Annotated in this window: 40 protein-coding genes and 1 riboswitch; of the genes, 2 read left to right on the forward strand and 38 right to left on the reverse strand. The window is 38.6% G+C overall.

The genetic code is table 11. The annotated features are described in order from the left end of the window. Positions 1 to 12 precede the first annotated feature (12 nt). From rplM to rpsL, 37 genes are all read right to left on the reverse strand, one after another. On the reverse strand, positions 13 to 456 hold the full coding sequence (gene rplM / locus AC6UC9_RS00215) for a 50S ribosomal protein L13 (RefSeq protein ID WP_500693566.1): 444 nt from the start codon (positions 454 to 456) through the stop codon (positions 13 to 15). A gap of 119 nt (positions 457 to 575) precedes the next feature. After that, the gene (gene truA / locus AC6UC9_RS00220) at positions 576 to 1,376 is read right to left on the reverse strand and encodes a tRNA pseudouridine(38-40) synthase TruA (protein ID WP_500700791.1); all 801 of its coding nucleotides are present in this window, start codon (positions 1,374 to 1,376) and stop codon (positions 576 to 578) included. Next, complete coding sequence (locus AC6UC9_RS00225) at positions 1,377 to 2,159, reverse strand: energy-coupling factor transporter transmembrane component T family protein (protein ID WP_500700792.1); 783 nt, start codon at positions 2,157 to 2,159, stop codon at positions 1,377 to 1,379. Positions 2,160 to 2,172: 13 nt separating this feature from the next. Beyond that, positions 2,173 to 3,036 (reverse strand): energy-coupling factor transporter ATPase, encoded by an 864-nt coding sequence (locus AC6UC9_RS00230; RefSeq protein WP_500700793.1) that lies wholly within the window; start codon positions 3,034 to 3,036, stop codon positions 2,173 to 2,175. Continuing rightward, positions 3,015 to 3,848 carry an energy-coupling factor transporter ATPase gene (locus AC6UC9_RS00235; RefSeq protein ID WP_500695228.1) on the reverse strand — a complete coding sequence of 278 codons (834 nt, stop codon included), beginning with the start codon at positions 3,846 to 3,848 and terminating at the stop codon, positions 3,015 to 3,017. Before AC6UC9_RS00235 ends, AC6UC9_RS00230 begins: the two co-directional genes overlap by 22 nt. A gap of 175 nt (positions 3,849 to 4,023) precedes the next feature. Next, on the reverse strand, positions 4,024 to 4,407 hold the full coding sequence (gene rplQ / locus AC6UC9_RS00240) for a 50S ribosomal protein L17 (RefSeq protein ID WP_500700794.1): 384 nt from the start codon (positions 4,405 to 4,407) through the stop codon (positions 4,024 to 4,026). Positions 4,408 to 4,425: 18 nt separating this feature from the next. After that, positions 4,426 to 5,376, reverse strand: a complete 951-nt coding sequence (locus AC6UC9_RS00245) for a DNA-directed RNA polymerase subunit alpha (RefSeq protein WP_500693560.1) — start codon at positions 5,374 to 5,376, stop codon at positions 4,426 to 4,428. 61 nt (positions 5,377 to 5,437) lie between these two features. Continuing rightward, positions 5,438 to 5,827 carry a 30S ribosomal protein S11 gene (gene rpsK / locus AC6UC9_RS00250; RefSeq protein ID WP_010022745.1) on the reverse strand — a complete coding sequence of 130 codons (390 nt, stop codon included), beginning with the start codon at positions 5,825 to 5,827 and terminating at the stop codon, positions 5,438 to 5,440. Positions 5,828 to 5,851: 24 nt separating this feature from the next. Continuing rightward, on the reverse strand, positions 5,852 to 6,214 hold the full coding sequence (rpsM, locus tag AC6UC9_RS00255; protein WP_500693559.1) for a 30S ribosomal protein S13: 363 nt from the start codon (positions 6,212 to 6,214) through the stop codon (positions 5,852 to 5,854). Positions 6,215 to 6,244: 30 nt separating this feature from the next. Further along, entirely contained in the window at positions 6,245 to 6,364 is a 120-nt protein-coding gene (rpmJ, locus tag AC6UC9_RS00260) for a 50S ribosomal protein L36 (RefSeq protein WP_010022743.1), read from the reverse strand. Positions 6,365 to 6,390: 26 nt separating this feature from the next. Further along, positions 6,391 to 6,609, reverse strand: a complete 219-nt coding sequence (infA, locus tag AC6UC9_RS00265; protein ID WP_010022742.1) for a translation initiation factor IF-1 — start codon at positions 6,607 to 6,609, stop codon at positions 6,391 to 6,393. A 105-nt stretch (positions 6,610 to 6,714) separates the two neighbouring features. After that, complete coding sequence (locus AC6UC9_RS00270) at positions 6,715 to 7,374, reverse strand: adenylate kinase (protein ID WP_500700795.1); 660 nt, start codon at positions 7,372 to 7,374, stop codon at positions 6,715 to 6,717. Positions 7,375 to 7,387: 13 nt separating this feature from the next. Then, the gene (gene secY / locus AC6UC9_RS00275) at positions 7,388 to 8,704 is read right to left on the reverse strand and encodes a preprotein translocase subunit SecY (protein ID WP_500700796.1); all 1,317 of its coding nucleotides are present in this window, start codon (positions 8,702 to 8,704) and stop codon (positions 7,388 to 7,390) included. Beyond that, a complete protein-coding gene (gene rplO / locus AC6UC9_RS00280) occupies positions 8,704 to 9,135 on the reverse strand; it encodes a 50S ribosomal protein L15 (protein ID WP_500699278.1) in 432 nt (143 codons plus the stop codon). The genes secY and rplO overlap by 1 nt, the downstream gene beginning before the upstream one ends. Positions 9,136 to 9,166: 31 nt before the next feature. Continuing rightward, positions 9,167 to 9,349, reverse strand: a complete 183-nt coding sequence (rpmD, locus tag AC6UC9_RS00285; protein WP_500693555.1) for a 50S ribosomal protein L30 — start codon at positions 9,347 to 9,349, stop codon at positions 9,167 to 9,169. A gap of 17 nt (positions 9,350 to 9,366) precedes the next feature. Further along, positions 9,367 to 9,870: a 30S ribosomal protein S5 gene (gene rpsE, locus AC6UC9_RS00290; RefSeq protein WP_500693554.1), complete on the reverse strand. Its 504-nt coding sequence runs from the start codon at positions 9,868 to 9,870 to the stop codon at positions 9,367 to 9,369. Positions 9,871 to 9,891: 21 nt separating this feature from the next. Next, positions 9,892 to 10,248 (reverse strand): 50S ribosomal protein L18, encoded by a 357-nt coding sequence (gene rplR, locus AC6UC9_RS00295; protein ID WP_500693553.1) that lies wholly within the window; start codon positions 10,246 to 10,248, stop codon positions 9,892 to 9,894. 32 nt (positions 10,249 to 10,280) lie between these two features. Further along, on the reverse strand, positions 10,281 to 10,820 hold the full coding sequence (gene rplF / locus AC6UC9_RS00300) for a 50S ribosomal protein L6 (RefSeq protein ID WP_500693552.1): 540 nt from the start codon (positions 10,818 to 10,820) through the stop codon (positions 10,281 to 10,283). Between the two features lie 28 nt (positions 10,821 to 10,848). Continuing rightward, positions 10,849 to 11,247 (reverse strand): 30S ribosomal protein S8, encoded by a 399-nt coding sequence (rpsH, locus tag AC6UC9_RS00305; protein WP_010022729.1) that lies wholly within the window; start codon positions 11,245 to 11,247, stop codon positions 10,849 to 10,851. Positions 11,248 to 11,279: 32 nt separating this feature from the next. Continuing rightward, a complete protein-coding gene (locus AC6UC9_RS00310; protein ID WP_010022727.1) occupies positions 11,280 to 11,465 on the reverse strand; it encodes a type Z 30S ribosomal protein S14 in 186 nt (61 codons plus the stop codon). A gap of 11 nt (positions 11,466 to 11,476) precedes the next feature. Further along, positions 11,477 to 12,019, reverse strand: a complete 543-nt coding sequence (gene rplE / locus AC6UC9_RS00315) for a 50S ribosomal protein L5 (protein ID WP_500693551.1) — start codon at positions 12,017 to 12,019, stop codon at positions 11,477 to 11,479. Between the two features lie 30 nt (positions 12,020 to 12,049). After that, the gene (rplX, locus tag AC6UC9_RS00320) at positions 12,050 to 12,358 is read right to left on the reverse strand and encodes a 50S ribosomal protein L24 (protein WP_500693550.1); all 309 of its coding nucleotides are present in this window, start codon (positions 12,356 to 12,358) and stop codon (positions 12,050 to 12,052) included. A gap of 31 nt (positions 12,359 to 12,389) precedes the next feature. Further along, entirely contained in the window at positions 12,390 to 12,758 is a 369-nt protein-coding gene (gene rplN / locus AC6UC9_RS00325) for a 50S ribosomal protein L14 (RefSeq protein WP_039144780.1), read from the reverse strand. Positions 12,759 to 12,808: 50 nt separating this feature from the next. Further along, positions 12,809 to 13,075: a 30S ribosomal protein S17 gene (rpsQ, locus tag AC6UC9_RS00330; RefSeq protein ID WP_039144781.1), complete on the reverse strand. Its 267-nt coding sequence runs from the start codon at positions 13,073 to 13,075 to the stop codon at positions 12,809 to 12,811. A gap of 29 nt (positions 13,076 to 13,104) precedes the next feature. Further along, positions 13,105 to 13,299 carry a 50S ribosomal protein L29 gene (rpmC, locus tag AC6UC9_RS00335; RefSeq protein ID WP_010022719.1) on the reverse strand — a complete coding sequence of 65 codons (195 nt, stop codon included), beginning with the start codon at positions 13,297 to 13,299 and terminating at the stop codon, positions 13,105 to 13,107. Further along, positions 13,289 to 13,723, reverse strand: a complete 435-nt coding sequence (gene rplP / locus AC6UC9_RS00340) for a 50S ribosomal protein L16 (RefSeq protein WP_500693549.1) — start codon at positions 13,721 to 13,723, stop codon at positions 13,289 to 13,291. The genes rpmC and rplP overlap by 11 nt, the downstream gene beginning before the upstream one ends. A gap of 2 nt (positions 13,724 to 13,725) precedes the next feature. Next, positions 13,726 to 14,391, reverse strand: coding sequence for a 30S ribosomal protein S3 (rpsC, locus tag AC6UC9_RS00345; RefSeq protein ID WP_500700797.1), 666 nt, complete (start codon positions 14,389 to 14,391; stop codon positions 13,726 to 13,728). 11 nt (positions 14,392 to 14,402) lie between these two features. Beyond that, complete coding sequence (gene rplV / locus AC6UC9_RS00350; RefSeq protein ID WP_500700798.1) at positions 14,403 to 14,753, reverse strand: 50S ribosomal protein L22; 351 nt, start codon at positions 14,751 to 14,753, stop codon at positions 14,403 to 14,405. Between the two features lie 16 nt (positions 14,754 to 14,769). Beyond that, entirely contained in the window at positions 14,770 to 15,051 is a 282-nt protein-coding gene (gene rpsS, locus AC6UC9_RS00355) for a 30S ribosomal protein S19 (protein WP_010022714.1), read from the reverse strand. A gap of 44 nt (positions 15,052 to 15,095) precedes the next feature. Next, complete coding sequence (gene rplB, locus AC6UC9_RS00360) at positions 15,096 to 15,935, reverse strand: 50S ribosomal protein L2 (RefSeq protein ID WP_500693547.1); 840 nt, start codon at positions 15,933 to 15,935, stop codon at positions 15,096 to 15,098. A gap of 23 nt (positions 15,936 to 15,958) precedes the next feature. Continuing rightward, positions 15,959 to 16,246 carry a 50S ribosomal protein L23 gene (gene rplW / locus AC6UC9_RS00365; RefSeq protein ID WP_500693546.1) on the reverse strand — a complete coding sequence of 96 codons (288 nt, stop codon included), beginning with the start codon at positions 16,244 to 16,246 and terminating at the stop codon, positions 15,959 to 15,961. Beyond that, complete coding sequence (rplD, locus tag AC6UC9_RS00370; RefSeq protein ID WP_500693545.1) at positions 16,246 to 16,869, reverse strand: 50S ribosomal protein L4; 624 nt, start codon at positions 16,867 to 16,869, stop codon at positions 16,246 to 16,248. The genes rplW and rplD overlap by 1 nt, the downstream gene beginning before the upstream one ends. A gap of 17 nt (positions 16,870 to 16,886) precedes the next feature. Continuing rightward, a complete protein-coding gene (rplC, locus tag AC6UC9_RS00375; protein WP_500693544.1) occupies positions 16,887 to 17,522 on the reverse strand; it encodes a 50S ribosomal protein L3 in 636 nt (211 codons plus the stop codon). Positions 17,523 to 17,549: 27 nt separating this feature from the next. Continuing rightward, on the reverse strand, positions 17,550 to 17,858 hold the full coding sequence (rpsJ, locus tag AC6UC9_RS00380) for a 30S ribosomal protein S10 (RefSeq protein ID WP_500693543.1): 309 nt from the start codon (positions 17,856 to 17,858) through the stop codon (positions 17,550 to 17,552). Positions 17,859 to 18,121: 263 nt separating this feature from the next. Beyond that, entirely contained in the window at positions 18,122 to 20,227 is a 2,106-nt protein-coding gene (fusA, locus tag AC6UC9_RS00385; RefSeq protein WP_500693542.1) for an elongation factor G, read from the reverse strand. Between the two features lie 95 nt (positions 20,228 to 20,322). Next, positions 20,323 to 20,793 (reverse strand): 30S ribosomal protein S7, encoded by a 471-nt coding sequence (rpsG, locus tag AC6UC9_RS00390; RefSeq protein WP_500693541.1) that lies wholly within the window; start codon positions 20,791 to 20,793, stop codon positions 20,323 to 20,325. 36 nt (positions 20,794 to 20,829) lie between these two features. After that, on the reverse strand, positions 20,830 to 21,243 hold the full coding sequence (rpsL, locus tag AC6UC9_RS00395) for a 30S ribosomal protein S12 (protein ID WP_010022704.1): 414 nt from the start codon (positions 21,241 to 21,243) through the stop codon (positions 20,830 to 20,832). Positions 21,244 to 21,426: 183 nt separating this feature from the next. Between rpsL and AC6UC9_RS00400 the strand changes: the two genes are divergently transcribed. Then, a complete protein-coding gene (locus AC6UC9_RS00400; protein WP_500700799.1) occupies positions 21,427 to 22,089 on the forward strand; it encodes a prepilin peptidase in 663 nt (220 codons plus the stop codon). Between the two features lie 21 nt (positions 22,090 to 22,110). Then, positions 22,111 to 22,206: riboswitch (purine riboswitch) on the forward strand. A 40-nt stretch (positions 22,207 to 22,246) separates the two neighbouring features. After that, positions 22,247 to 22,822 (forward strand): xanthine phosphoribosyltransferase, encoded by a 576-nt coding sequence (locus AC6UC9_RS00405; RefSeq protein WP_500700800.1) that lies wholly within the window; start codon positions 22,247 to 22,249, stop codon positions 22,820 to 22,822. 59 nt (positions 22,823 to 22,881) lie between these two features. Here the strand turns inward: AC6UC9_RS00405 and rpoC are convergent, their stop codons facing one another. Next, positions 22,882 to 26,532 carry a DNA-directed RNA polymerase subunit beta' gene (rpoC, locus tag AC6UC9_RS00410; RefSeq protein ID WP_500700801.1) on the reverse strand — a complete coding sequence of 1,217 codons (3,651 nt, stop codon included), beginning with the start codon at positions 26,530 to 26,532 and terminating at the stop codon, positions 22,882 to 22,884. Positions 26,533 to 26,536 lie beyond the last annotated feature (4 nt).

Genomic DNA, 26,536 nt, shown 5'->3' on the forward strand with positions numbered 1-26,536 from the left:
TGTGTTTCCTCCTTAAATTAGGTTCTTAATATCAAGAACTTCTGGTTTTTGAGCTTCATGAGTGTGATCTTCACCTGCATAAACGTGAAGTTTCTTAGCGATTTGACGACCTAATGTACCGTGAGGAAGCATACCTTTAACTGAAGTTTCGATAAGTCGATCAGGCTTCTCTGCTCTCATTTGACCAGCAGTAATTGACTTAAGTCCACCAATGTAAGATGTGTGGTGATAATAAATCTTGCCACTAGCTTTCTTACCAGACAATGCAACTTTAGATGCATTGATTACAATAACATTGTCACCTGTATCTACGTTTGGCGTAAATGTAGGTTTGTTTTTTCCGCGTAAAATAGAAGCAACGACACTTGAGAGACGACCTAATTCAACGCCATCTGCGTCAATAACGTACCACTTGCGATCTACTTCGCCGGGTTTAGCCATATATGTTGTATGCACTTTTAATTCCTCCATGTTTCCGTGTTTGTTCGACACCTAATAAGTTTCCGGGGCTTATCGTGGGGCAAACAATACCAGTTACAATAGTACTAACATTTCTTCTGAAAGTCAAATTCATTTTAATCATCTGGATGATGTTTTCGTTTTGAATGTTTTGGATCATCTCCTGGATAATAAACCTTTTTTAAGTACAATCCATTAGCTGGCATTGTTAAACGTGCTTCGTTTCGATCCTTCACTTTGAACAATCGTTGGATATCATGAACTGGCCGCTTTCCCCGTCCAATCTCCATCAGCACCCCAACCATAATCCGAATTTGATTATACATAAAACCATCACCATAAAACTCGAACTGCATCTCATTAGTAACTTTATCTAAGTTAGCATCAACCGAGAAAATTGTACGAACCCGACTTCCTTCCTTTGCACCAGAAGCAACAAACGACGAAAAGTCATGTTTGCCAACGTAATCATGAATGGCCTCTTCGATCCAATTGAAATTAACGGGAAAACGCCAATGAGCAGTATAATTTCTTTTAAATGGATTGGTAAAGCGCCCCAAATCCAACCGATACAAGTACTTTTTCCCCGTTACATCATAACGAGCATGAAAGTCAGCATTAACCTTTTGCACACTTATTATTTCAATATCCAGGGGACACATACTGTTTAACCCCTTTAACATACTTTCCTCACCTAAATCATAGGGAAAATCAAAATGGGCAACCTGACCTAGGGCATGAACACCTGCGTCAGTTCTGCCAGATCCATAAAGTAAAACGTGCTTGCCACTTTTTTGGGCCATTTTGTTAATAATATTAGTTAAAGTTCCCTCTACCGTTCGCTGCTTTGGCTGCGTTTGAAAGCCAGCAAATTTAGTCCCATCATATGCAAATGTAATTTTATACCGAGTTTTCATCTAATTCCTCACTAAAATAATTACAACCGTTAAAACCATCATGACCCCTAAAGCAACCCAATCAAGGACCGTCCAAGAGACGAGCTGATAATGAGTTCGCTTGACCTCATCAGAATATCCACGAGCTTCCATGGCATCTGCAAGGTGTTCAGCATGACGAAAAGAAGAAACAAACAAAGGAATAATCAGCGACACTAAGCTTTTAGCTCGTTTCATTAATTTGCCCTTACCAAAATCGACGCCTCGTGCTCTCTGAGCGTTCATAATGTCATTTAACTCATCAATGAGGGTGGGGATGAATTGCAGTGCAATTGAAACCATCATCCCAATCGTTTCAGTGGGAACTTTAACCCACTTAAGCGGTCTCAGAATCGTCTCAACTCCAAGTGCAATCATCGATGGACTGGTTGTGATGGTCAAAATAGTAGCAATCGTGATAATGAGGACCAATCGAATAAATATCATGACCGCATTAATAATTCCCGACGAAGTGATGGAAATAAACCATAAATGAAAATAAACCGTTCCGCCATGGCCAAAAAACACTTGAATCAAGACCGTAAAAATAATTAGCCACAGAATGGGTTTGATCCCCTTTAGAAGCATCCTAATTCGAGAATGGGATAAGTATACCAGCACCAATGTAAAAAGCGTCATACATCCATAACTGACCCAATTATTGCACATCAAAATAAGCGTAATAATGATAACGGAGCCTAAAATCTTAAACGCTGGATTTAAACGATGAATGAATGAATTTCCAGGAAAGTATTTTCCAAACACAAATTGATCGATTCTACTTCACTCCACTTCGTTTTTGCGTAATTTCGTTAACAACTTCATCCGCTGTTAACGGAATCTTTTTTAATCTGATGCCTCGATTAATTAAATCATAGTATATCTGAACAGAATCAGGAAGCGCTAATGAATTTTGATCGATTAACTTGTAATTGCTGAATAATTCCCTAGGAGTTGAATCAGAACACACTTTTCCACCATTCATAACCACAACACGGGTAGCATTTTGTGCCACCACATCCATATCGTGAGTAACCATGATGATGGTTACTCCATTTTTGTTTAGTTGCTTGATGATCTTTAATATTTCAGTCTTGCCACCAGGATCCAATCCCACCGTTGGTTCATCTAAAATGAGAACGGTTGGATCACATGCAATCGTTCCAGCAATTGCGACCCGACGCATTTGACCGCCAGACAACTCAAAGGGTGAACGAGAATACAGTTCTTTACTAATGCCAACAATCGAAAGCGCCTGAATGGCTCTCTTTTTTGCAACTGCTTCATTTTCGCCAAAATTAAGTGGACCAAAAGATACATCTTTTAGAACATTATCTTCAAACAGTTGTTTTTCCGGAAACTGGAAAATCATCCCGACTTTTTTTCTGAGCTCACTTAGGTTATGGTTGTTAGTTTCACTGTTAATTTTGATTTTGCCAACGGTAACACTCCCTGAAGTCGGTTTCAATAATCCGTTAATCATCTGAACTAACGTTGACTTTCCGCTACCAGTTTTTCCAACAACACCCAAAAATTCACCCTTATTAATCTTTAAACTGACATTACTTAAAGCCTGTCTTTCTGATGGCAGACCGGGTTGATAGACAAAATCAACGTTACTTAAAATAATGTGCTTATCCATTGGCTCATCCCCTCATCATCCATGTACTTGTCAGTAATGTCATATCCTGCATCAAGGAATTTCTGCCTTAACTTCTCACTAAAAGGAAGATCTAGATCCATATCAGCAATTAATTGATGCTTCTGAAAGAAAGCACTTGGTTTTCCGTCAAATACAATTTTATTATTATTAAGTGCTAATATCCGATCGGATTTAGCCGTCACATTGATATCATGCGTAATGGAGAGAATTGTCATATTTTGTTTTTGATTTAATTTGTTGACAACTTGATGAATTTGTCTAGTAGCTAAAGGATCTAGCATACTTGTCGCTTCATCTAGAATTAAAATTTTAGGATCAAGCACAATTGCTCCTGCAATTGCGACCCGTTGCTTCTGTCCACCAGAAAGACTACTAGGAATCTCGTCTCGATATTCCCACATTCCTACCTTTTCTAACGCCGATTTAACTTTTGGCTTCATCGCTTCTCTTGGAACCGCCCGATTTTCAAGTCCAAACGCAACGTCACTTGCTACCGTGGCACCAACAAATTGATCATCTGGATTTTGAAAAACTAAGCCAATTGCTTTTCTTGTTTCGCGGTCATTACCATGAGAGTCCAACCTGATCCCATCTACCACAATTTCTCCCTCACTAGGAGTTAGAAGACCATCAACCAGTTTGGCAATGGTACTTTTACCACTCCCGTTCCGACCGATTAATGAAATATATTCACCCCTTTCGCACTGAAAAGAGACATCATCTAATACCTTATGATCATCTTCATTATTATACCTAAAAGAAAGATTGGAAACATTAATGATTGGATTCATGGAATCAGCTCTCCTATTATTAAAATTATGTATAAAAAAATCACTAAAAGATTAAGGCGCATGGAGTTAACCACATTCAAGCTAGACTTGGAAAATCCATCATCGTAACACTTTATACCTTTAACCTTAGTGATTCCTATAGTGAAATATTTATTATTCTTAACAAATATCGAAATTATTCGACAAATTGCAAGATTACCATTGGTGCACCGTCACCACGACGAGGCATTGTTTTAAGAATACGTGTGTAACCACCGTTTCGGTCCGCATACTTTGGTGCTACTTCGTCAAATAACTTTTGTAATGCACTAGTTACTTTGATACTATCTCCGTCTTCTTTTACATCAGCAATGGTGTTTTGCAAGTAAGCTGCAGCTTGACGACGAGCATTCAAGTCACCCTTCTTGCCCAAGGTAACCATCTTGTCGGCTAATGATCTAACATCCTTAGCGCGAGCTTCTGTTGTTTTGATTTGACCGTTAACAATTAAGTCAGTAGTCAAATTACGAAGCAAAGCACGACGTTGAGCACTCGTACGTTGTAATTTGCGATAACTCATAACCGGATATCCTCCTTTTTAGTCTTCTTTACGTAAAGATAGTCCTAATGCTGCTAATTTTTCTTTAACTTCATCGAGTGACTTACGGCCAAGATTTCTAACCTTCATCATGTCAGCTTCAGACTTATCAGTTAATTCTTGAACAGTATTAATTCCAGCACGTTTCAAACAATTGTAAGAACGAACTGAAAGATCCAATTCTTCAATTGACATTTCAAGCATTTTTTCTTTATGGCTTTCTTCCTTCTCAACCATAACATTGGCATTCTTTGCTCTGTCAGTTAAATCAATAAATAATTGGAAATGTTGATTTAAGATCTTAGCTGCCAAACTAATTGCATCAGAAGGTGTAATTGAACCATTAGTCCAAACGTCTAACGTCAATTTGTCGTAATCATCACGTTGACCAACACGTGCATCTTCTACTTGATAATTAACACGTTCGATTGGGGTATAAATAGAATCAACTGGTAGAACACCAATTGGCATACCATCGTTTTTGGCTTTGTTTTCTTCAGCAGAAACGTAGCCGCGACCTTTGTTGGCAGTCATGTTCATGTGGAATGTAGTTCCGTCAGCAACCGTTGCAATGTGCAAATCCGGATTTAAAATTTCAACATCACTATCAGTTACGATATCACCTGCGGTTACATCGGCTGGTCCAGTTACATTAATACTCATTGACTTTGTTTCATTGTCATCTGAGTTAATTTTCAAATTAATCTTTTTAACGTTTAAGATAATTTGAGTAACATCTTCAACTACACCCTTTACAGTTGAAAATTCGTGTAGAACACCATCAATTTGGATGCTAGTAACCGCAGCTCCTGGTAATGAAGCCAACAAGACACGTCTAAGTGAATTGCCTAAAGTGGTACCATATCCTCTTTCGAGTGGTTCTACAACTATTTCACCATAGTTGTCTGTTTCTTCAATTTTGTGAATGTTTGGCTTTTCAAATTCAATCATTGTAGTCTCTACCCCTTTCAAAACGCATTGAGTAATTTAAAACTTTAACGTTCATTAAATATTAAACTCTACGACGTTTTGGAGGACGAGAACCATTGTGTGGAACTGGAGTTACATCACGAATTGCAGCAACTTCCAAACCAGTACTTTGTAAAGCACGAATAGCTGACTCACGACCAGATCCAGGACCCTTAACAGCAACTTCTACTGATTTCATTCCATGTTCCATTGCAGTCTTAGCAGCTGCTTCAGCAGCCATTTGAGCAGCAAATGGGGTAGACTTACGACTTCCACGGAATCCCAATGCACCAGCTGATGACCAAGCAATAGCATTCCCTTGAACATCGGTAATCATAACCAAAGTGTTATTAAAGGTTGAGTGAATGTGTGCTACACCAGACTCAACGTTTTTTCTTGCTTTACGCTTACGAGTATTTTTAGTTTTAGCCATAGAAACTGATAGCCTCCTTCTTTATTATTTTTTACCAGCGATTGTGGTTTTCTTACCTTTTCTTGTACGTGCGTTATTTTTCGTGTGTTGACCTCTAACAGGTAAACCGCGACGATGACGCATCCCACGATATGAACCGATTTCTTGAAGAGTCTTGATACTCATAGTAACTTCTCTACGTAAGTCACCTTCGATTGTGTAACCATCAAGAGCTTCTCTGATCTTATCTTCTTGATCAGGTGTTAAATCACGTACACGAACGTCTTCTGATACCCCAGCTTTTTTCAAAACTTGCTGAGCAGTTGTGTTTCCAACACCATAAATGTATGTTAACGCAATAACAATTCGCTTATCACGTGGTAAATCAACTCCGGCAATACGAGCCATTAAAGTCCACCTCCTATAATTTTAATTTATTTATTTTCCTTGTCTTTGCTTGTGCTTAGGGTTTACAGGGCAAACCACCATCACACGGCCTTTTCTCTTAATAATCTTACAATGTTCACACATTTTTTTTACTGATGGACGTACTTTCATTTTTTATAACCTCCTATATGAAGGGTTTACTTAAATCGATAAGTAATTCGACCCTTTGTTAAATCATACGGTGACATTTCAACGGTTACACGATCTCCTGGTAGGATCCGAATGTAATGCATTCTGATCTTGCCAGAAACGTGTGCCAAAATTTCATGACCATTTTCAAGCTCGACCTTAAACATTGCATTAGGTAAAGTCTCTGAAACCTTACCCTCAACTTCAATTACATTATTTTTAGACACGAATAATCCTCCAAAACTACTAAACTCGTAAGTATCACTTACAAATAGACATACAAACTATAATATACCACATCACTGACATTCCAGCAATCAAACGACAATTTACTAATTTAAATTGCTTAGAATTTTTTCAATGTCGTTACTAACGTCTGCAATATCTCGATCACCCTTAACTGAATGCAAAATGCCGCGATCCTTGTAAAAGTCAATTAAAGGAGCATTACTCTTTTCATTGATTTTCAAACGATTCTTGACAGTTTCAGGTTTATCATCACTTCTTTGATAGAAGACGTGAGCACCGCAAACATCACAAGTACCATCAACTATAGGTTTTTTATATAATTTATGATAAGTTTCGCCACAGTTTTTGCAGATGAAACGACCCGACAAACGTTTGATTAAAACACTTGGATCGACTTCAATATTAATAACTGCATTCAACTCTTTGCTCATTTTCCTAGTCATTTCCTCAAGGCTTTTAGCCTGATCAATGTTTCTAGGAAAACCATCTAACAAATAACCTTTGTCAGTATCAGGTTGTTTAAGACGATCCTCAACAATCCCACAGGTAACATCATTAGGAACTAATTCACCCTTATCGATGTATTGTTGAGCCTTAATTCCCATGGGAGTTTTGTTTTTCATTGCTGCCCTAAATATGTCTCCAGTTGAAATATGTGGAATCCCATATTTTTCAACAATGAATTCAGCTTGAGTACCTTTTCCAGCTCCTGGAAGACCCATTAGTAATAAATTCATTGACATTTAAATTCCTCCACTACTTGTTATCATCCGGAGTACTTTGAATAAATCCAACGTACTCTTTTCTCATCATTAATCCTCTAATTTGTTGAATGGTTTCAATAGCAACTCCAACAATAATCAAGAGGTTAGTACCACCTAGTCCAATTGATTCGTTTAAGTTCCAAACATTTTGTGCAATCAACGGGATTAGAGAAACAACACCCAAGAACAAAGCACCAACGGTACTAAGTCTCATCAACAATCGAGAAATATATAACTGAGTTTCACGACCAGGCCATACTCCCGGAATGTAGCTACCTTGTTTTTGTAAATTTTCCGACAATTTCTGTGGATTAACTTGAACAAACGCATAGAAGAAAGTAAATACAACAATTAAGAAGGTGTAAAACGCAGCTCCAAGTGGGGTCTGCATGTTAAACAACTTACTTAAAAATTCATACCATCCGGATCCTTGAAAGTTTTTGGTGAAAAACATCAAAATCGTTTGAGGAGTGGAAATAAATGCACTTGCGAAAATAACTGGAATAACTCCAGCGACGTTAACCTTCAAGGGAAGGTAACTGCTGTCTGGTGAACCTGATGTTCTTCTAGTATATTGAATTGGAATTCTACGTTCAGCTTGTTGTACCCAAGTAACAAAGGTAACAATAATCAAAATTACAATAATCAAGGCAATAATGAAAAGAGCTGGCTTCCAAATTTCATTCATTGGTGTACCTTCAACGTATTGACGATAAACACTCATAATTCCACTTGGCATTTCAGCAACAATTCCAGCAAAGATGATCATTGAAACTCCCTGACCAATTCCTTTGTCAGTAATCATGTCGCCCATCCACGTAGTGAGCATTGTACCAGCAGTCAAAATTAAACCAATACTAATGTAAGTTCCCATTCCAGGGTTCTTAACTAAATGAAGACTACTCAAAGCATTAAATCCAGCAGTAATACCAATTGATTGGACAAATGCTAAAACAATCGTTAACCATCTTGTTACCTGATCCAGTTTTTGCCTTCCGACTTCACCTTGTTTTCCCCATTCAACGAATCGAGGAACGATATCCATCTGAAGTAACTGAACAACAATTTGTGCAGTAATGTATGGTGAAACTCCCATTGCAAATAATGAGTAATTAGTTAATCCACCACCACTAAACATATTCAATACATTAACTAAACCTGAGGATGCAACACTTTGCAAAGCTTCCGCATTGATTCCAGGCACAGTAATGTAAGCACCTAAACGGAAAACTGCCAATATAAAAAGGGTAAATAAAATCCTTTTTCTAATATCTTTTTCTTCAAAGGCATTCTTTAAGGTAGTGAACATTAAATCACCTCAGCTTTACCGCCGGCATCTTCAATTGCTTTTTCAGCACTCTTTGAGAATTTGTTAGCTTTAACAGTGAGCTTCTTAGTTAACTTGCCATCTGCAAGAACTTTAACGCCATCATTTGAGCCCTTAATCATTCCAGCTTGAATCAATACATCTGGAGTTACTTCTGAGCCATCATCAAAATTATCTAAATCAGCTAAGTTAACGATCGCTAAAACTTTTCTGTTGAAGTTGGTAAATCCACGTTTTGGAATTTGACGGTATAAAGGCATTTGGCCACCTTCAAAACCAACACGAGTTTTGCCACGAGCCTTTTGACCTTTTTGGCCACGACCTGAAGTCTTACCTTTACTACCAAGACCACGACCTAAACGAGTTCTTGATGAACGTGAACCGTCAGCAGCTTTTAATTCATTTAACTTCATTAAATTGCACCTCCCTATCTTTTAAAGAATATTAATCAACTTGTTCAACCTTAATTAAATGAGCAATCTTGAATAGAGCTCCACGAGTTGCTTCATTATCAGGTTTAATAACACTACTATTTACTCGTCCCAATCCAAGGGCCTTAACAATCTTACGTTGTTTAGGGAGACGGTGAGCAGCACTATGAACTAAAGTAATCTTTAATTGAGCCATCTTCTAACCCCTCCTTATTATTCGGTTAAGTGATCTGATGAGACACCACGTAATGATGAAATTTCTTCAGCATTCTTAAGTTCCTTAAGACCTTCAAAAGTTGCACGAATTACGTTTACAGGTGTATCAGAGCCTAAACGCTTACTAGTAACATCGTTTACACCAGCTAATTCCATAACTGAGCGAACGGCACCACCGGCAGCAACTCCGGAACCTTCTTCAGCAGGCTTCAACATAATCTTTCCACCGCCGAAACGACCGATAACTTCGTGAGGGATAGTAGTTCCAACGATTGGAACTTCAATTAAGTTCTTTTGGGCACTATCAACGGCTTTTCTGATCGCTTCAGGAACTTCTTGAGCTTTACCAGTACCAAAGCCAACGTGGCCATTCTTGTCACCAACAACAACTAATGCAGCAAAACGTAGTCGACGACCACCCTTAACAACCTTAGTAATTCGGTTGATAGCAACAACGTTATCTTCTAAGTCCAGTTTGTCTGGATTAATAAACTTTGCCATGTGCGTTATATTCCTCCTTTTTTAAAATTCAAGTCCATTTTCACGTGCTGCATCTGCAAGGGCTTGTACACGTCCGTGATATAAGTATCCACCACGATCAAAAACAACATTCTTAACATTCTTTTCAACTGCACGCTTAGCAACTAAAGCACCAACGCTTGCGGCTTGTTCTGATTTGTTGTCTCCGGAAACTTCCTTGTCAACAGTTGAGGCACTAGCTAGCGTTACACCCTTTACGTCATCAATAACTTGAGCGTAAATGTTTTTATTAGAACGGAAAACGTTCAAACGTGGGCACTCAGCAGTACCAGAAATTTTACTTCTAACACGATTATGACGAACTTTACGTGTTTTATTCTTGTCTGGTTTGGAAATCAAAATAGTCACCTCTTATTTTTTATATTGTTAAATTACTTACCAGTCTTACCTTCCTTGAGGGTAATATGTTCATTTTCATATCTAATTCCTTTACCCTTGTAAGGTTCTGGTGAACGGTATGAACGAACTTCGGCAGCAAAATCACCAACATGTTGCTTGTTGATCCCACTAATGTTAATAGTAGTGTTATCTGGAACAGCTACGGTAAGATCTTCTGGAACTTGAACTTCAACGGGGTTTGAGTAACCAACGTTTAGAGTCAAAGTACTACCTTTTAATTGAGCACGATATCCAACTCCAACTAGCTTAAGTGTCTTGTGGAATCCATTTGTAACACCTTCAACCATGTTATTGAAGTTAGCACGTGTTGTACCGTGTAGGGCACGTTCTTTGTTGTCATACTTACCAGTTGGAGTAAAGTTCACTTCGTTACCTTTAACTTGCATTTTAATTTCTGGTGAAATTGTAGCATTTAAAGTACCCTTTGGTCCTTTAACAGTTACGTTAGTACCTCTATGATTTACTTCAACACCGTCTGGAAGATCAACAGTTTTATAACCAATTCTACTCATATTAACACCTCCAATTCTTTTTTAATTTTTACCAAACGTATGCTAATACTTCGCCACCGACTTTTTTGTCTCTAGCTTCTTTATCAGTAATAACACCATCTGAAGTTGAAATGATAGCAATTCCTAAACCGTTTAAAACTTTAGGAACATCATCTGATTTAACATATGAACGTAATCCTGGCTTTGAAATTCGCTTCAAACCAGTGATTACACGTTGATTATCTTTTCCATACTTAAGGTATACACGGATAACACCTTGTTTATCGTCATCGATGTATTCCACATCGCGTACAAAGCCTTCACGCTTCAAAATTTCGGCAATGTTTCTTTTGATTTTTGATGCAGGAACGTCAACTGAATCGTGTCTTGCCATATTGGCATTACGAATTCGAGTTAAAAAGTCTGCAATTGGATCTGTCATGGACATAAACGTGAAACCTCCTTTTCAGTTTTATTATTTTACCAACTAGCTTTTTTCATGCCAGGAATTTGACCCTTATGGGCAAGTTGTCTTAAACAAATTCGGCATAAGTGAAACTTTTGGTAAACCGCACGAGGTCGACCACAACGTTCACAACGAGTGTAATTCTGTGTTGAGAACTTAGCTGGACGTTCACTTTTTTTAATTAATGATTTTTTAGCCAATATTAAACCTCCTATTTAGCGAATGGCATTCCGAATTGAGCTAACAATTCATGTGATTCTTCATCCGTATTAGCGGTTGTTACAAGTACGATATCTAAACCTCTAACACGGTTAACATCATCGTAATTAATTTCTGGGAAAATTAGTTGTTCTTTGATACCCAATGTGTAATTTCCACGACCATCAAATGATTTGTTGCTTACACCGTGGAAATCTCGAACACGTGGCAATGAAACATTAACTAACTTATCCAAGAAGTCATACATTCTTTCTCCTCTTAATGTAACTTTGGCACCAATTGGCATTCCTTCTCTAAGACGGAAACCGGCAATTGATTTTTTGGCCTTAGTTACGATAGGCTTTTGTCCAGAAATTAAACTTAATTCATGAACCGCCTCATCAAGGTTTTTAGAATTTGTTACAGCATCACCAACACCCATGTTTAAAACGATCTTGTCAAGTTTTGGGGCTTCCATAACTGATGAGTAATCAAATTTCTTAACGAGCGTTGGGAGAATATCTTCTTTGTATCTTTCTTCTAAGCGAGCTGCCATGCGATTAATTTCCTCCTTTCAATTCCAATCCTAATCGATTGGTTTTTGTGATTTTTTTGAAATACGAACTTTTTTACCATCTTTAACCACGAAGCTTACTTTTGTAGGCTCATTGGTAGATGGGTCGATTAACATTACATTTGAAGCATCAATTGGAGCATCAACGTCAGCAATTCCACCTTGGGGATTGTCTTGTGAAGCTTTTTGATGTTTCTTGATCTTGTTGATTCCTTCAACAACTACACGGTTCTTAGCAGCAATGGTTTTAACGACTTTGCCGTCTTTACCCTTGTCTTTACCACTAATAACACGAACTTTGTCACCAGTTTTCAAGAACATAATCCTGGCACCTCCTTGTTTTCCAATAGTATTAAAGTACTTCAGGCGCTAATGAAACGATCTTCATAAAATTATTACTACGTAATTCACGAGCTACCGGACCGAAAATACGGGTACCTTTAGGACTCTTATCATCGTTAATCAAAACAGCGGCATTTTCGTCGAAACGAATATATGAACCGTCAGTTCTATGTGCAGCAGACTTAGTTCTAACTACAACGGCTTTAACGACGTCTCCCTTTTTGACAACGCCACCTGGTGTTGCTTGTTTAACAGTAGCAACAATCACATCACCGATACCTGCATATCTAACTCTTGAACCACCTAAAACTTTGATAGTCAAAAGTTCACGTGCACCAGAGTTATCAGCAACTTTTAAACGACTCTCTTGTTGGATCATGGTTAGTGTCCTCCCTTCAACTTAAAATCAGAATACGATAGATAAAAAAGCTAGATAATAACTGCCTTTTCAACAACGTCTACTAGACGGAAGCGCTTAGTCTTAGACAATGGACGAGTTTCCATGATGTCAACAATATCGTTAACTTTTGCTTCGTTATTTTCATCTTGAACTTTATATTTCTTAGAATATTTAATACGTTTCCCGTAAGTTGGATGAGTCTTGTAAGTTTCAACGACAACAGTAATGGTTTTGTCCATCTTATCTGAAACCACACGACCTCTGTAACTTTTACGTTCGTTACGTTCTTCGCTCATAAAGTATTAACCTTCCTTTCTATCGTATTCTATTTCTTCAGTTCTTGTTGTCTAAGTGCTGTCTTGATTCTAGCGATTGTCTTTCTGACAGTCTTCAATCTAGCAGTATTTTCCAATTGACCAGTGGCTAATTGAAAACGAAGATTAAACAATTCTTTCTTGTAATCTTGTTCCTTAGCCCGCATTTCATCAGTGGTTAATTCATTAATTTCTTTAGCCTTCATTTGATTCGCCACCTACTTCCTCACGTTTAATAACTCGGGTTCTAACAGGTAACTTCATTGAAGCTAAACGTAAAGCTTCTTCAGCAGTTTCTTTGGAAACACCACCAACTTCGAAAAGAACCTTTCCGCGCTTGACAGTTGAAACCCAACCAGCTGGGGTACCTTTACCTTTACCCATTCGAACACCGATACCTTTTTCAGTATATGATTTTTGAGGGAAAATTTTGATCCAAACTTTTCCACCACGTTTCATATAACGAGTCATGGCAACACGGCAAGCTTCGATTTGTCGGTTACTGATCCAATGTGAATCAAGTGCTTGCAAACCATAATCACCAAAAGTAACAGTGTTTCCACCCTTTGAGTGACCACGCAACTTACCTCTGTGCTGTCTTCTGAACTTAACACGTTTAGGTACTAGCATGCTTATTTCCCTCCTTTTTCAGTTTTTTCCTCCGGTTTATCGGGCAAAACTTCACCACGGTTGATCCAAGTCTTAACACCGATTTTACCGTAAGTAGTATCTGCTTCATTCCATGAATAGTCAATATCAGCTCTAAGTGTATGAAGTGGAACACTTCCGTCTGAATATCTTTCAATTCGTGTCATATCAGCACCATTTAAACGACCTGAAGATTGAACTTTAACACCCTTAGCTCCAGAACGCATAACTCTTTGCATTGCCTGACGCATTGCACGACGGAATGCTACCCGACCTTCAAGCTGACTTGCAACGTTTTCACCAACAAGATCAGCTTCTAAATCAGTTTTTTTAACTTCAACAATATTGACATGAACCCGACGTCCCGTCAATTTGTTTAATTCTTTACGAAGACTTTCAACTTCTGCTCCACCTTTACCGATAACCATTCCTGGCTTGGCAGTATGGATAGAAACATTAACACGTTTTGCAGCACGCTCAATGTCAACACTTGATACAGAAGCATCAGCGAGTCTCTTTGCTAGATAGTTACGAATTTTTAAATCTTCGTTTAAGTATGAAGCGAATTTATCGTCGTTAGCATACCATTTAGCTTGCCAACCACGGTTAACGCCAATTCGTAAACCATTTGGATTAATTTTTTGACCCACGTTTATCCCTCCTACTTTTCTGACACTACAATTGTAATGTGACTAGTTCTTTTGTTGATTGGTGAAGCAGAACCTTTAGCACGGGGACGGAAACGTTTTAAAGTTGGTCCTTCGTTAACATATGCTTCACTAACAACTAGATCTTGACGATCTAAATCAAAATTATTTTCTGCATTTGCTACAGCTGACATCAAAACCTTTTCTACAATTGGTGAAGCACCTCTAGGGGTGAATTTCAAAATTGCAGTAGCTTCTGATACGCTTTTACCTCTAATAAGATCTACAACAAGGCGAACCTTACGAGCGGCGATACGAACAGTCTTTGCAGTAGCTTTTGCTGATGTAACTTGTTGTTCAGCCATTGGTTATCCTCCTTGCTTAAACTGTTTTTTTATCTGCGTCGCCATTTCCATGTCCATGGAAAGTACGCGTAGGTACGAATTCTCCGAGCTTGTGGCCCACCATGTCTTCTTGAATGTAAACTGGGACATGTTTTCTACCATTGTAAACAGCAATGGTGTATCCAATAAAACTTGGGAAAATGGTTGAACGACGTGACCATGTTTTAATTACCGATTTTTTATCTTGATCTTTTTGTGCATCGATCTTTTTTAATAATGATTGATCGGCAAAAGGTCCCTTTTTTAAACTTCGACTCATTATGAAACCTCCTCTGCGATTACTCAATAAATAAATAATTCAGACTACATCTTTGAACCTTTACGGTGTCTAACAATAAACTTGTTTGAACGTGCTTTCTTTGATCTAGTCTTCTTACCAGTTGTCTTCTTATGCCATGGAGACAATGGACTTGGGTAACCAACTGGAGCTTTACCTTCACCACCACCATGTGGGTGATCGTTAGGGTTCATAACAGATCCACGTACGTGAGGTCTTTGACCACGGTAACGAGTTCTACCAGCTTTACCCCATACAACTAATCCATGTTCATCATTACCAACGCTACCAATAGTAGCTCGGCAAACTGAAAGTACCATTCTAACTTCACCAGATGGTAATTTAACTAATGCATACTTGCCTTCGTTACCAAGTAACTGTGCTGAAGCTCCAGCAGAACGAACAAGTTGTCCACCCTTGCCAGGTTTCAATTCAATGTTGAAGATGGTTGAACCAACAGGAATATCAGCTAATTGAAGGGTGTTACCAGCCTTAATATCAGCATCCTTACCAGATTCAACAACGTCTCCGACTTTTAATCCTTTAGGTGCAATGATGTATGATTTAATTCCGTCTTCATAAACGATTAAAGCAATATTTGCAGTTCTATTTGGATCATATTCGATGGTTTTAACGGTTGCAGGAACACCATCATGATCACGTTTGAAATCAATAAGACGGTATCGATGCTTGTTTCCACCACCACGATGTCTAACAGTCATCTTACCTTGGCTATTACGACCACCGCTATGAGCATTTGACTCAACTAAACTTTTTTCTGGCACGTTAGTAGTAATTTCACTATAGTCAATACTAGTCATATTACGACGGCCATTAGTAGTTGGTTTGTACTTTTTTAGAGCCACGTTATTTCCCTCCTATTCAAAGATTATTCTTCTGAGAAAATCTTGATTTCATCAGAATCGTTGGACAAAGTAACAATAGCCTTACGACGTTTCTTAGTACGTCCAACATATTGACCTTGTCGCTTTTTCTTACCTTTTACATTCATAATATTAACTTTAACAACTTTAACGTTAAAAATCTCTTCAACAGCATTCTTAACTTGAGTCTTAGTTGCTCGTACATCAACATCAAAAGTATATTTTTTGTCGTCCATTACATCAGTTGAAGCTTCAGTAACTACCGGACGTAAAATGATATCTCGTGCTTCCATTATGCGAGCACCTCCTCTACTTGAGAAAGAGCAGCTTTTGTAATAACAACCTTATTGTTGTTTAATACATCAAGTGTGTTAACACCTTTAGCATTAATAACTTGCACATTTTCGATGTTTCTTGCAGAACGTGCAGCATTTTCATTGTTATCTTCCAAAACTACTAATGTTTTAGTTGATGCGTCAAGTTTCTTCAAAAGATCTGATAAATCTTTAGTTTTTGGAGCCTTGTAGTCTAATGAATCTACTACTACTAAATCACCATTAGCAACTTTTTCAGAAAGAACTGACTTAACAGCTAATCTAGTAACCTTCTTTGGAAGGTGATATGCATATGAACGAGTAGTTGGGCCGAAGACAACTCCACCGCCAACCCATTGTGGGGCACGGATAGAACCTTGACGAGCACGACCAGTACCCTTTTGACGCCATGGTTTCTTACCACCACCACGTACTTTACCTCTAGATTTAACACCATTAGTACCTTGGCGTTGTGATGCTCTTTGCATTACGACAGTGTCATAAACAACGTTTTCATTTGGTTCAACGGCAAAAACAGCATCGTTTAAATCAACTGTTCCTTGTTTACTACCATCTTGTTTGTATAATGTTACGCTTGCCATCTACGGTTCCTCCTTTCTTATTTTCTTGATTCAATAACAGATGTTTTAACTGTTACTAATGATTTGTTTGCACCAGGAACGTTACCCTTGATTAATAGTACGTTGTTATCAACGTCAGCATTAACGATTTCAAGGTCTTGAATGGTAACGCGATTGTTACCCATTCGTCCTGGTAATTTCATTCCTTTAACAACTCGGTTAATAATGACACCTAATGAACCGGGACGACGGTGATATCTTGATCCGTGGGTTTCAGGTCCACGACGTTGTCCATTTTTGTGGATGTTACCTTGGTAACCATGACCTTTAGTAGTACCCGTTACGTCAACGACGTCACCTGGTTGAAATACGTCAGCTTTAACTTCGTCTCCAACTTTGTAATCTCCCAAGTCAACATCTCTGATTTCACGAATGAAGCGCTTAGGAGTAGTTTTTGCTTTTTTAACATGACCTTGTTCAGGTTTGTTGCTTAATACTGGACGCTTGTCATCGAATCCAAGTTGAATTGCATCGTAACCATCTGATTTGCTGTTCTTAACCTGTAAGACAACATTAGGAGTTACATCAACAACAGTAACTGGAACGAGTTCTCCGTTATCAGTAAAAACTTGAGTCATTCCGACTTTTTTACCTAAGATTCCTTTTTTAGCCATGAGTACACCTCCGATATTCTGTAATTATTATAGTTTGATCTCGATGTCAACACCACTTGGCAAGTCTAACTTCATTAATGAATCAACAGTTTTAGGTGTTGGATTCAAAATATCAATCAAACGCTTGTGAGTTAACATTTCAAATTGTTCTTGAGCTTTACTGTACTTAAATGGTGATGCCAATACGGTATATAGAGTTCTGTCCGTTGGTAATGGAATTGGACCAGAAATAGTAGCACCAGTACGTTGTGCGGTTGCCACAATCTTGTCAGCAGCTTGATCTAAAATACGGTGTTCATAAGCTTTCAAACGAATACGAATCTTCTCTTTTGCCATGTTTTTCCCTCCTTCGTCTATTTTCAAAATAAGACTAGCTCCGTGGAAATTACCGGCACATCCTCGCATGGCAAAGCGGCCGGGTGTGTCGCAACCTCCCACATCAAAGCTAAATGTTGTACTAATTTTGGACAGTCTATCCCCCCAAAACCGAGTACTTAACTATCATACCCGATATTCTCTTATTTTTCAAGGCTTCTCATCACATTAAGTATAAAAAAAGTTCCAGAAACTTTTTCAATTTCTAGAACTTTTACAAAAAATTACTTTTCTTCTTTACTATTTCCACCATTTTTCTTAATGATGTCTTCTTGGATGCTCTTAGGAACAGCACTGTAATGATCAAAACTCATAACAAATGTTCCACGTCCCTGAGAAGCAGAACGTAAATCGGTAGCATAACCAAACATTTCTGATAGTGGAACCATTGCATGAATGTTTTGTGCCTTGTCTTGAGCTTCCATACCTTCAACGTTTCCACGTCGTGCGGTAACTTGTCCCATGACGTCACCCATGTATTCTTCTGGAACACGAATATCAACTTTCATGATTGGTTCAAGAATAACTGGATCAGCCTTCTTAGCAGCTTCCCTCAAAGCAATGGAAGCAGCGATCTTAAAGGCAGCTTCACTTGAATCGACTTCATGATAACTACCATCATATAATTTAGCTTTCAAATCAATCAATGGATATCCGGCTAATACACCATTTTCCATGGCTTCTTTTAGACCTTGTTCAACTGAAGGAATGAATTCTCTTGGAACAACTCCACCAACGATGGCGTCTTCAAATTCGAATCCTTTTCCTTCGTCATTTGGTGTAAATTCAATCCAAACATCACCATATTGACCTTTACCACCAGACTGACGAATAAACTTACCTTCGGCCTTAACTGGTTTAGTAAATGCTTCACGGTAGGCAACTTGGGGAGCACCAATGTTAGCTTCAACATTAAATTCACGTCTCATCCGTTCAATCAAAATGTTTAACTGAAGTTCACCCATTCCGGCAATCAAAGTTTGGCCAGTTTCTGGATTAGTTTCAGCTCTAAAAGTTGGATCTTCTTCAGATAACTTTTGCAAAGCATCATTCATCTTATCCTGATCAGCCTTAGTCTTAGGTTCAACGGCAACTTGGATAACTGGTTCTGGGAATTCCATTGATTCAAGACGTAATGGATGGTCTGGATCGGTTAAAGAATCACCAGTAGTGGTATTCTTCAAACCAATTGCAGCTGCAATATCACCTGAGAATACTTCTGGGATTTCTTGACGATTATTGGAGTGCATTTGTAGTAAACGACCAACACGTTCACGTTTGCCATTCGTAGCATTCAAAACGTATGAACCAGCCTTTAAGGTACCACGATAGACACGGATATAAGTTAAACGACCAACGTATGGATCGGTAGCAATCTTAAATGCTAATGAAGCAAATGGTTCCTTATCGTTAGCACGGATGTCAACTTGTTTGTCGTCATCATCTGGGTCAGTAGCAGTGTAAGGACGAACATCAAGTGGTGATGGTAAGTAGTCAACCACTCCATCCATCAACATCTGAACACCCTTGTTCTTGAAAGCTGAACCAGCAAAGACTGGGTAGAAATCAAGATTTAAAGTGGCACGACGAATTCCAGCTTTAAGATCTTCTTGTGAAATTTCTTTACCATCAAGGAACTTCTCCATTACGGCGTCATCAACGTCTGCAACGGCTTCAATCAAAGCATCATGACGCTTTTGAGCTTCCTCTTGCATGTCAGCTGGAATCTCATCAACATCCCATTCTGAACCTTCTTTATCTTCATCATAAACATAGGCTTGCATGGTAATTAAATCAATTACACCAGCAAAGTCAGCTTCAGCACCAATTGGCATCTGAACGGCCTGGGCGTTAGCACCTAAACGGTCATGCAAACTTTTAACTGACATATCAAAGTCAGCACCAACTTTATCCATCTTATTAATGAAGACAATTCGTGGAACAGCAAAGTCTGATGACTGACGCCATACGGTTTCAGTCTGTGGTTCAACACCGGCTTGACCATCCAAAACAACAATACCACCATCTAGCACACGTAATGAACGTTCAACTTCGGCAGTAAAATCAACGTGTCCTGGGGTATCAATGATGTTAACACGGTAACCCTTCCATTCAGCAGTGGTAGCAGCTGAAGTAATAGTAATTCCACGTTCTTTTTCTTCTTCCATCCAGTCCATTTGTGAATCCCCTTCATGGGTTTCACCAATTTTGTGGATACGACCGGTATAGTACAAGATACGTTCAGTAGTAGTAGTTTTACCGGCATCAATATGGGCAACAATACCAATATTACGAGTTTTGTCTAACGGAAATTCTCGCTTGTTAGCCATTATTTAACTCCTCTCAATCATTCACAATTTCATTATTTTAAAAAAGTGGCTAAATCGCTTTAGCCACCCACTTACAGTTAAAAACTAAAAGCTGATTACCAACGATAATGCGCAAAGGCACGGTTAGCTTCGGCCATTTTGTGAGTATCCTCACGCTTCTTAACTGCTGCACCGGTGTTATTTGAAGCATCGATGATTTCTTTTGCAAGACGTTCAGTCATGGTGTGTTCACCACGAAGTCTTGCATAGTTAACAATCCAACGTAAGCCTAAAGTAGTTCTTCGATCAGGACGAACTTCAATTGGAACTTGGTAGTTAGATCCACCAACACGACGGGCCTTAACTTCAAGAACTGGCATAACATTTTTCATTGCTTCTTCAAATACATCAACTGGATCGTTACCAGTTTGTTCTTTGATCATATCAAAGGCACCATATAAAATTTCTGATGCAGTCCCTCTTTTACCATCTAACATCAAATGGTTAATTAATTTAGAAACCAATTTTGAGTTGTAGATTGGATCAGGAAGGATTTCTCTTTTTTGCACTTTTCCTTTTCTAGGCATGTAAAAGTCCTCCTCAATAATAACTTAATTAATTGTCTATTCCTTAGGTTTCTTAGTACCGTATTTAGAACGACCTTGGCGACGATCACTTACACCCGCAGTATCTAATGCACCACGAACAACATGATATCTAACACCAGGCAAATCCTTAACACGTCCACCACGAATTAAAACAACACTATGTTCTTGCAAGTTATGTCCAATTCCGGGAATGTATGCAGTAACTTCAATCAAGTTAGAAAGTCTAACACGAGCATACTTACGTAAAGCTGAGTTAGGCTTTTTAGGAGTCATAGTACCAACACGGGTTGCAACTCCACGTTTCTGAGGTGCAGGGTTCTGTGTGTTTTTCTTTTTGTAACTGTTATATCCGAAGCCTAAAGCTGGGGATTTTGATTTAGAAGTTCTAGATTTACGACCTTTACGAACCAATTGGTTAATTGTAGGCATCTAAAAAGTCCTCCCTTTCCTAATATAATATAATTTTTAAGTCCACACATCCAGGCGGTTCTTTTTTGAAGTTAAAAAAATCGCTTAGTTGTTTATAAGCACAATAAGTAGAATACCACGTAGAAAAAGACGTGTCAATAAGACTTCAATTAATTTCCGTACTTTTTGGTGGAGGTTTTGTTGATGATAATTTATTGGTTTATTGTAGGGAGCATCGTTGGATCTTTTATAAACGTTATGGTTGATCGAACCATTACGCACGAAAACTTTGTCTTCGGTCATTCTAAATGTAGTAACTGTGGCAAGTTTCTAAAGTGGTACGAACTCATTCCAATCATAAGTTACACGATTCAATTCGGAAGGTGTCGGGCTTGTTCAACTCGATTACCACTTTATTTACTGTATTTTGAAGTAACCGGGGCCACCGCTTTTACTATATTTCCACCCGTTTGTTTGGATAACCTCGAAAATTTATCGCTACTTTTAGTCATGCAGGTCATGGCAACCTTTGACTTGTTAACCTACCATTTTCCTGCGGCATATTCACTTATTGCAGTAGTGATAGCTCTTATAATTTCTAATCCTTTAACAACGATGACTGGAACTTATATCATTGGGTATTTAATATTGGTAATAATAAATCATTACTTCCATTTCATTGGTAACGGAGATTTGGATCTCTTTTTGGTCCTTTTAATTGCGTACGGAATTACGTTTACCAATCTTGTTGTTTTAACCGGATCAATCATAGCAATCATTTACGCCATTTTATTTAAAAAACGTGCGATTGCTTTTATTCCATTCATATACATTGCCACTCTAATTACATTAATTTGGTTTGCTTAAAGTTAAAAATTAAATTATGATTAACGTAATAAGTAAAGTTCTAATATATAGTCGTAATGGGTCGACAGTCTCTACTTGGAACCATAATTCCAAACTATTAGGAAAAAGACCCCAAACTTCTATGTTAGGGTCTTTTTGAATAGGAGATTATATTATTATGAAAGAATTAGAAAAAGCAATCAAGGAGAAAGGACAGGTTCTTCCTGGAAATATCTTAAAGGTCAATTCGTTTTTAAATCATCAAATTGATCCCAATCTGATGTACTCCGTTGGTAAAGAATTTGTCAAACGTTTCTCAAACGATAATATTACTAAAGTCATCACGGTTGAATCATCTGGAATTGCCCCAGCCGTTATGACTGGCCTAGTATTAGGTGTTCCCGTGGTTTTTGCTCGAAAGAAAAAGCCATCAACTTTAAACGATGCAGCCTATTCGGCTGACGTATATTCATACACCAAGCAAAAAACTAATCGCATCTTTATTGAGAAAAAGTTTCTCTCACCTGAAGATAATGTCTTAATCATTGATGATTTCTTAGCAAACGGCGAAGCCACAAAAGGGATGATTAAGATCGTTGAAGCTGCTCAAGCCAACTTAGTTGGAGTGGGAATCGTGATTGAAAAATCATTTCAACCGGGCGCTAAGTGGATCAAGGATCATGGCATCCACTTGGAATCGCTTGCTCGTATTTCATCCCTTGATAATAACGAGGTAAGCTTTAAAAAAGATTGATTAATATGTATCAAAAAAGGGAGTTCATCGTATGATGAACTCCCTTTTTAGTTTAACAACTAGTTTTTACTTGAATCTTTTTGTTGCATTTCTTTTTCGACATCACTTAATGAAGTAACACCCTTGGTCTCAGTCTTACCCTCTTCTTCTGGTTCGATGTTTTCATACTTTCCAACACCAGTTCCAGCAGGTAACAACTTACCAATGATAACATTTTCCTTCAAACCAACTAATGGATCAACCTTGCCACGAATTGCGGCATCAGTAAGAACACGAGTGGTTTCCTGGAATGATGCAGCTGACAAGAAACTGTTAGTTTCAAGGGCCGCCTTGGTAATTCCGAGTAATACAGGACGAGCCGTTGCAGGTGTTTTACCACTAATCACAGCATCCTTATTACGATCCTTGAAATCATCAATATCCATCAAAGTACCAGGGAGAATGTCAGTGTCACCTGGGTCCATGACACGAACCTTACGTAACATCTGTCTTACCATGATCTCAGCGTGCTTATCGTTAACTTCAACACCCTGTCTTCTATAAACTTCTTGAACCGCAGTTAACAAGTAAGTCTCAGTTGACAAAACGTCTCGAACTTTAAGCAATTCCTTTGGATCAATTGAACCTTCATTTAAAGCATCACCACGACGAACCTGATCGCCTTCTGAAACTTTCATACGGGCCTTAATTGGAACCTTGTACTTCCGGGTATCAGACTTACCTTTAATGGTAACCTCTTTGATGCCTTCAGCAGGATCTTCTTCAATTAATTCAACCGTACCGGTAACTTCACTGATAATTGCTTTACCTTTAGGATTACGTGCTTCCATAATTTCCTGAACACGAGGAAGTCCCTGGGTAATATCTGAACTACTTGCAACACCACCGGTATGGAAAGTACGAAGAGTTAACTGAGTACCTGGTTCACCAATTGATTGGGCCGCAATGGTACCAACAGCTTCACCAACCTCAACTTCGTCACCAGTAGCAAGGTTTCGACCATAACACTTCTCACAAACACCATGAGCAGTATTACATGTGAATGCGGAACGAATTTCAACTGAATCAATTCCAGCGTCCACAATTTCTTGAGCAACGTCTTCATCGATCATTTCATTCTTTTTAACAATCACTTTACCAGTCTTAGGGTTCTTAACGGTCTTCATTGCGTTACGACCAAGGATTCGGTCATACAATGGTTCGATCATTTCGTCCCCTTCGGTAATGGCACGAACAACAAGACCACGGTCAGTTCCACAGTCTTCTTCTCTAACAATGACATCTTGGGCAACATCAACAAGTCGACGAGTCAAGTAACCAGAGTTAGCAGTCTTAAGTGCCGTATCGGTCATACCCTTACGAGCACCGTGGGTTGAAATGAACATTTCCAAGACTGAAAGTCCTTCTTTAAAGTTAGAGGTAATTGGAAGTTCCATGATTTCACCATTAGGTGAAGCCATCAAACCACGCATCCCAGCTAACTGAGTAAAGTTCGAAATGTTACCACGAGCACCAGAGTCACTCATCATAAAGATTGGGTTCTGGGGATCGAAGTTTTTCATTAATTTGTTTTGAATTTCGTCTTTGGCATCATTCCAAACACTAACAACTCGTTCATAACGTTCTTGGTTAGTAATTAAACCACGACGGAATTGTTTAGTGATGGTATCAACTTTCTTATGTGCATTAGCAACAATTTCTGGCTTTTCCTTTAAATCAGTAATGTCAGAAATACCAACCGTCAAACCAGACTTAGTTGATTTATCATTACCTAAATCTTTGATTCGATCGAGAAGTTCTGAAGTTTCAGTAACTTGGTATTGACTGTAAACTTCAGCAATGATGTCACTTAAAAAGCCCTTCTTAAACGGTTTAACCAATTCAGCGTTCTTCAAGTGTTCATGAATGTCTTCACCAGGCTTCAAGAAATACTTGTCAGGAACGTATCCGTGCAAGTTAGTTGAAGTTGGTTCGTTCAAATAGGTAAATTTCTTTGGAAGAATCCCATTGAAAATAACCTTTCCAACCGTCGTTACTAAAATTTTATCCTTTTGATCGTCAGTAAACGGTTTGTCTGGGAAGGCGCTCGCTGGGATACCAATTCTGGTATGCCAATGAACCTTTCCATCACGGTAAGCTAATTCAACTTCATCAGGATCGTTGAATACCATTCCTTCACCTTCAGCCCCTGCTTCTTCAAGGGTTAAATAGTAGTTACCAATAACCATATCCTGTGAAGGAGTAACAACTGGTTTACCATCTTTAGGAGCCAAAATGTGTCCAGCAGCAGCCATCAATAATCTTGATTCAGCTTGAGCTTCATCAGATAGTGGAACATGAATGGCCATTTGGTCACCATCAAAGTCAGCATTATACGCAGCACAAACTAATGGATGCAAACGCATTGATTTCCCACTAACCAGAACTGGTTCAAAAGCCTGAATTCCAAGTCGATGCAAGGTAGGAGCACGGTTCAAAAGAACTGGATGTTCCTTAATGACATCAGGGAGAACTTCAAAGACAGCATCGTCTTGACGTTCGATCTGACGTTTAGCATTTTTAATGTTAGAAGCTAGACCACGTTTTACTAGCGCATGCATAATGAAGGGTTTAAATAATTCCAATGCCATTGATACTGGAAGCCCCATCTGACTTAGTTTTAAATTAGGACCAACGTCAATAACTGAACGACCAGAATAATCAACACGCTTACCTAACAAGTTCTGTCTGAATCGACCTTGTTTACCCTTTAATAGGTGAGAAAGTGATTTAAGGGGACGGTTACCAGGTCCTGCAACAGGACGACCACGACGACCATTATCAATCAAAGCGTCGACAGCTTCCTGGAGCATTCTCTTTTCGTTTTGAACAATAATGCCAGGAGCGTTCAGGTCTAACAATCGTTTTAATCGGTTATTTCGGTTAATAACCCGACGATATAAATCATTTAAATCAGAAGTAGCAAAACGACCACCTTCAAGTTGAACCATTGGTCGTAAGTCAGGCGGCATAACTGGAATTGCATCCATTACCATCCATGACAACTGATTGCCAGAAGTAGCAAAGGCCTCAAGAATATCTAGGCGACGAACGGCACGAGTTCGCTTTTGTCCCGTTGCTTTCTTAAGCGTATCTTTTAACTCTTTGACTTCTTTATCGATGTCAACGTCATTTAATAAAGTTCTGATGGCTTCCGCACCAATTTCAGCGTGGAAACGATTGCCGTATTCACGCTTTTTGTCACGGTATTCTTGTTCTGAAAGCAACTGCTTCTTCTCCATTGGTGTGTTACCTGGGTCGGTAACAACATATGAAGCAAAGTAGATGATTTCTTCAAGAGCCCGTGGACTCATGTCAAGGACTAGTCCCATTCGACTAGGGATTCCCTTGAAATACCAAATGTGGGTTACAGGAGCTGCTAATTCGATGTGTCCCATTCGTTCACGTCTAACTTTTGAACGAGTGACTTCAACACCACAGCGATCACAAACGATGCCCTTATATCTGACACCCTTGTATTTTCCACAGGCACATTTCCAGTCCTTAGTTGGACCAAAAATTCTTTCATCAAACAATCCATCCTTTTCAGGCTTTAAAGTTCGATAGTTAATCGTTTCTGGTTTTTTAACTTCTCCATATGACCAACTACGAATGGTCTCAGGTGAAGCTAAACCAATTTGCATACTTTTGAATTTATTAACATCAACCATTGGC

The organism is Fructilactobacillus sp. X7R4C1 (genome assembly GCF_059901115.1).

What these genes read in the sequence shown, in the direction of transcription:
- AC6UC9_RS00235 (WP_500695228.1), bottom strand. Translation starts at nt 3,848, where the DNA reads ATGAATCCAATCATTAATGTTTCCAATCTTTCTTTTAGGTATAATAAT.
- rplN (WP_039144780.1), bottom strand. Translation starts at nt 12,758, where the DNA reads ATGATCCAACAAGAGAGTCGTTTAAAAGTTGCTGATAACTCTGGTGCA.
- rplV (WP_500700798.1), bottom strand. Translation starts at nt 14,753, where the DNA reads ATGGCTGAACAACAAGTTACATCAGCAAAAGCTACTGCAAAGACTGTT.
- rplO (WP_500699278.1), bottom strand. Translation starts at nt 9,135, where the DNA reads ATGAAGTTAAATGAATTAAAAGCTGCTGACGGTTCACGTTCATCAAGA.
- rpmC (WP_010022719.1), bottom strand. Translation starts at nt 13,299, where the DNA reads ATGAAGGCTAAAGAAATTAATGAATTAACCACTGATGAAATGCGGGCT.
- AC6UC9_RS00245 (WP_500693560.1), bottom strand. Translation starts at nt 5,376, where the DNA reads ATGATTGAATTTGAAAAGCCAAACATTCACAAAATTGAAGAAACAGAC.
- rpmJ (WP_010022743.1), bottom strand. Translation starts at nt 6,364, where the DNA reads ATGAAAGTACGTCCATCAGTAAAAAAAATGTGTGAACATTGTAAGATT.
- rpsJ (WP_500693543.1), bottom strand. Translation starts at nt 17,858, where the DNA reads ATGGCAAAAGAGAAGATTCGTATTCGTTTGAAAGCTTATGAACACCGT.
- rplW (WP_500693546.1), bottom strand. Translation starts at nt 16,246, where the DNA reads ATGGAAGCACGAGATATCATTTTACGTCCGGTAGTTACTGAAGCTTCA.
- rpsE (WP_500693554.1), bottom strand. Translation starts at nt 9,870, where the DNA reads ATGGCAAAGTTTATTAATCCAGACAAACTGGACTTAGAAGATAACGTT.
- AC6UC9_RS00400 (WP_500700799.1), top strand. Translation starts at nt 21,427, where the DNA reads ATGATAATTTATTGGTTTATTGTAGGGAGCATCGTTGGATCTTTTATA.
- rpsS (WP_010022714.1), bottom strand. Translation starts at nt 15,051, where the DNA reads ATGAGTCGAAGTTTAAAAAAGGGACCTTTTGCCGATCAATCATTATTA.
- rpoC (WP_500700801.1), bottom strand. Translation starts at nt 26,532, where the DNA reads ATGGTTGATGTTAATAAATTCAAAAGTATGCAAATTGGTTTAGCTTCA.
- AC6UC9_RS00270 (WP_500700795.1), bottom strand. Translation starts at nt 7,374, where the DNA reads ATGTCAATGAATTTATTACTAATGGGTCTTCCAGGAGCTGGAAAAGGT.
- rpsM (WP_500693559.1), bottom strand. Translation starts at nt 6,214, where the DNA reads ATGGCTCGTATTGCCGGAGTTGATTTACCACGTGATAAGCGAATTGTT.
- rpmD (WP_500693555.1), bottom strand. Translation starts at nt 9,349, where the DNA reads ATGGCTCAATTAAAGATTACTTTAGTTCATAGTGCTGCTCACCGTCTC.
- rpsH (WP_010022729.1), bottom strand. Translation starts at nt 11,247, where the DNA reads ATGTCCATGACAGATCCAATTGCAGACTTTTTAACTCGAATTCGTAAT.
- rplF (WP_500693552.1), bottom strand. Translation starts at nt 10,820, where the DNA reads ATGAGTAGAATTGGTTATAAAACTGTTGATCTTCCAGACGGTGTTGAA.
- AC6UC9_RS00230 (WP_500700793.1), bottom strand. Translation starts at nt 3,036, where the DNA reads ATGGATAAGCACATTATTTTAAGTAACGTTGATTTTGTCTATCAACCC.
- truA (WP_500700791.1), bottom strand. Translation starts at nt 1,376, where the DNA reads ATGAAAACTCGGTATAAAATTACATTTGCATATGATGGGACTAAATTT.
- rplX (WP_500693550.1), bottom strand. Translation starts at nt 12,358, where the DNA reads ATGTTCTTGAAAACTGGTGACAAAGTTCGTGTTATTAGTGGTAAAGAC.
- rpsG (WP_500693541.1), bottom strand. Translation starts at nt 20,793, where the DNA reads ATGCCTAGAAAAGGAAAAGTGCAAAAAAGAGAAATCCTTCCTGATCCA.
- AC6UC9_RS00405 (WP_500700800.1), top strand. Translation starts at nt 22,247, where the DNA reads ATGAAAGAATTAGAAAAAGCAATCAAGGAGAAAGGACAGGTTCTTCCT.
- secY (WP_500700796.1), bottom strand. Translation starts at nt 8,704, where the DNA reads ATGTTCACTACCTTAAAGAATGCCTTTGAAGAAAAAGATATTAGAAAA.
- rplQ (WP_500700794.1), bottom strand. Translation starts at nt 4,407, where the DNA reads ATGAGTTATCGCAAATTACAACGTACGAGTGCTCAACGTCGTGCTTTG.
- rpsQ (WP_039144781.1), bottom strand. Translation starts at nt 13,075, where the DNA reads ATGAGCGAAGAACGTAACGAACGTAAAAGTTACAGAGGTCGTGTGGTT.
- rpsL (WP_010022704.1), bottom strand. Translation starts at nt 21,243, where the DNA reads ATGCCTACAATTAACCAATTGGTTCGTAAAGGTCGTAAATCTAGAACT.
- rplC (WP_500693544.1), bottom strand. Translation starts at nt 17,522, where the DNA reads ATGGCTAAAAAAGGAATCTTAGGTAAAAAAGTCGGAATGACTCAAGTT.
- rplE (WP_500693551.1), bottom strand. Translation starts at nt 12,019, where the DNA reads ATGGCAGCTCGCTTAGAAGAAAGATACAAAGAAGATATTCTCCCAACG.
- rplD (WP_500693545.1), bottom strand. Translation starts at nt 16,869, where the DNA reads ATGGCAAGCGTAACATTATACAAACAAGATGGTAGTAAACAAGGAACA.
- rpsK (WP_010022745.1), bottom strand. Translation starts at nt 5,827, where the DNA reads ATGGCTAAAACTAAAAATACTCGTAAGCGTAAAGCAAGAAAAAACGTT.
- rplP (WP_500693549.1), bottom strand. Translation starts at nt 13,723, where the DNA reads ATGCTAGTACCTAAACGTGTTAAGTTCAGAAGACAGCACAGAGGTAAG.
- fusA (WP_500693542.1), bottom strand. Translation starts at nt 20,227, where the DNA reads ATGGCTAACAAGCGAGAATTTCCGTTAGACAAAACTCGTAATATTGGT.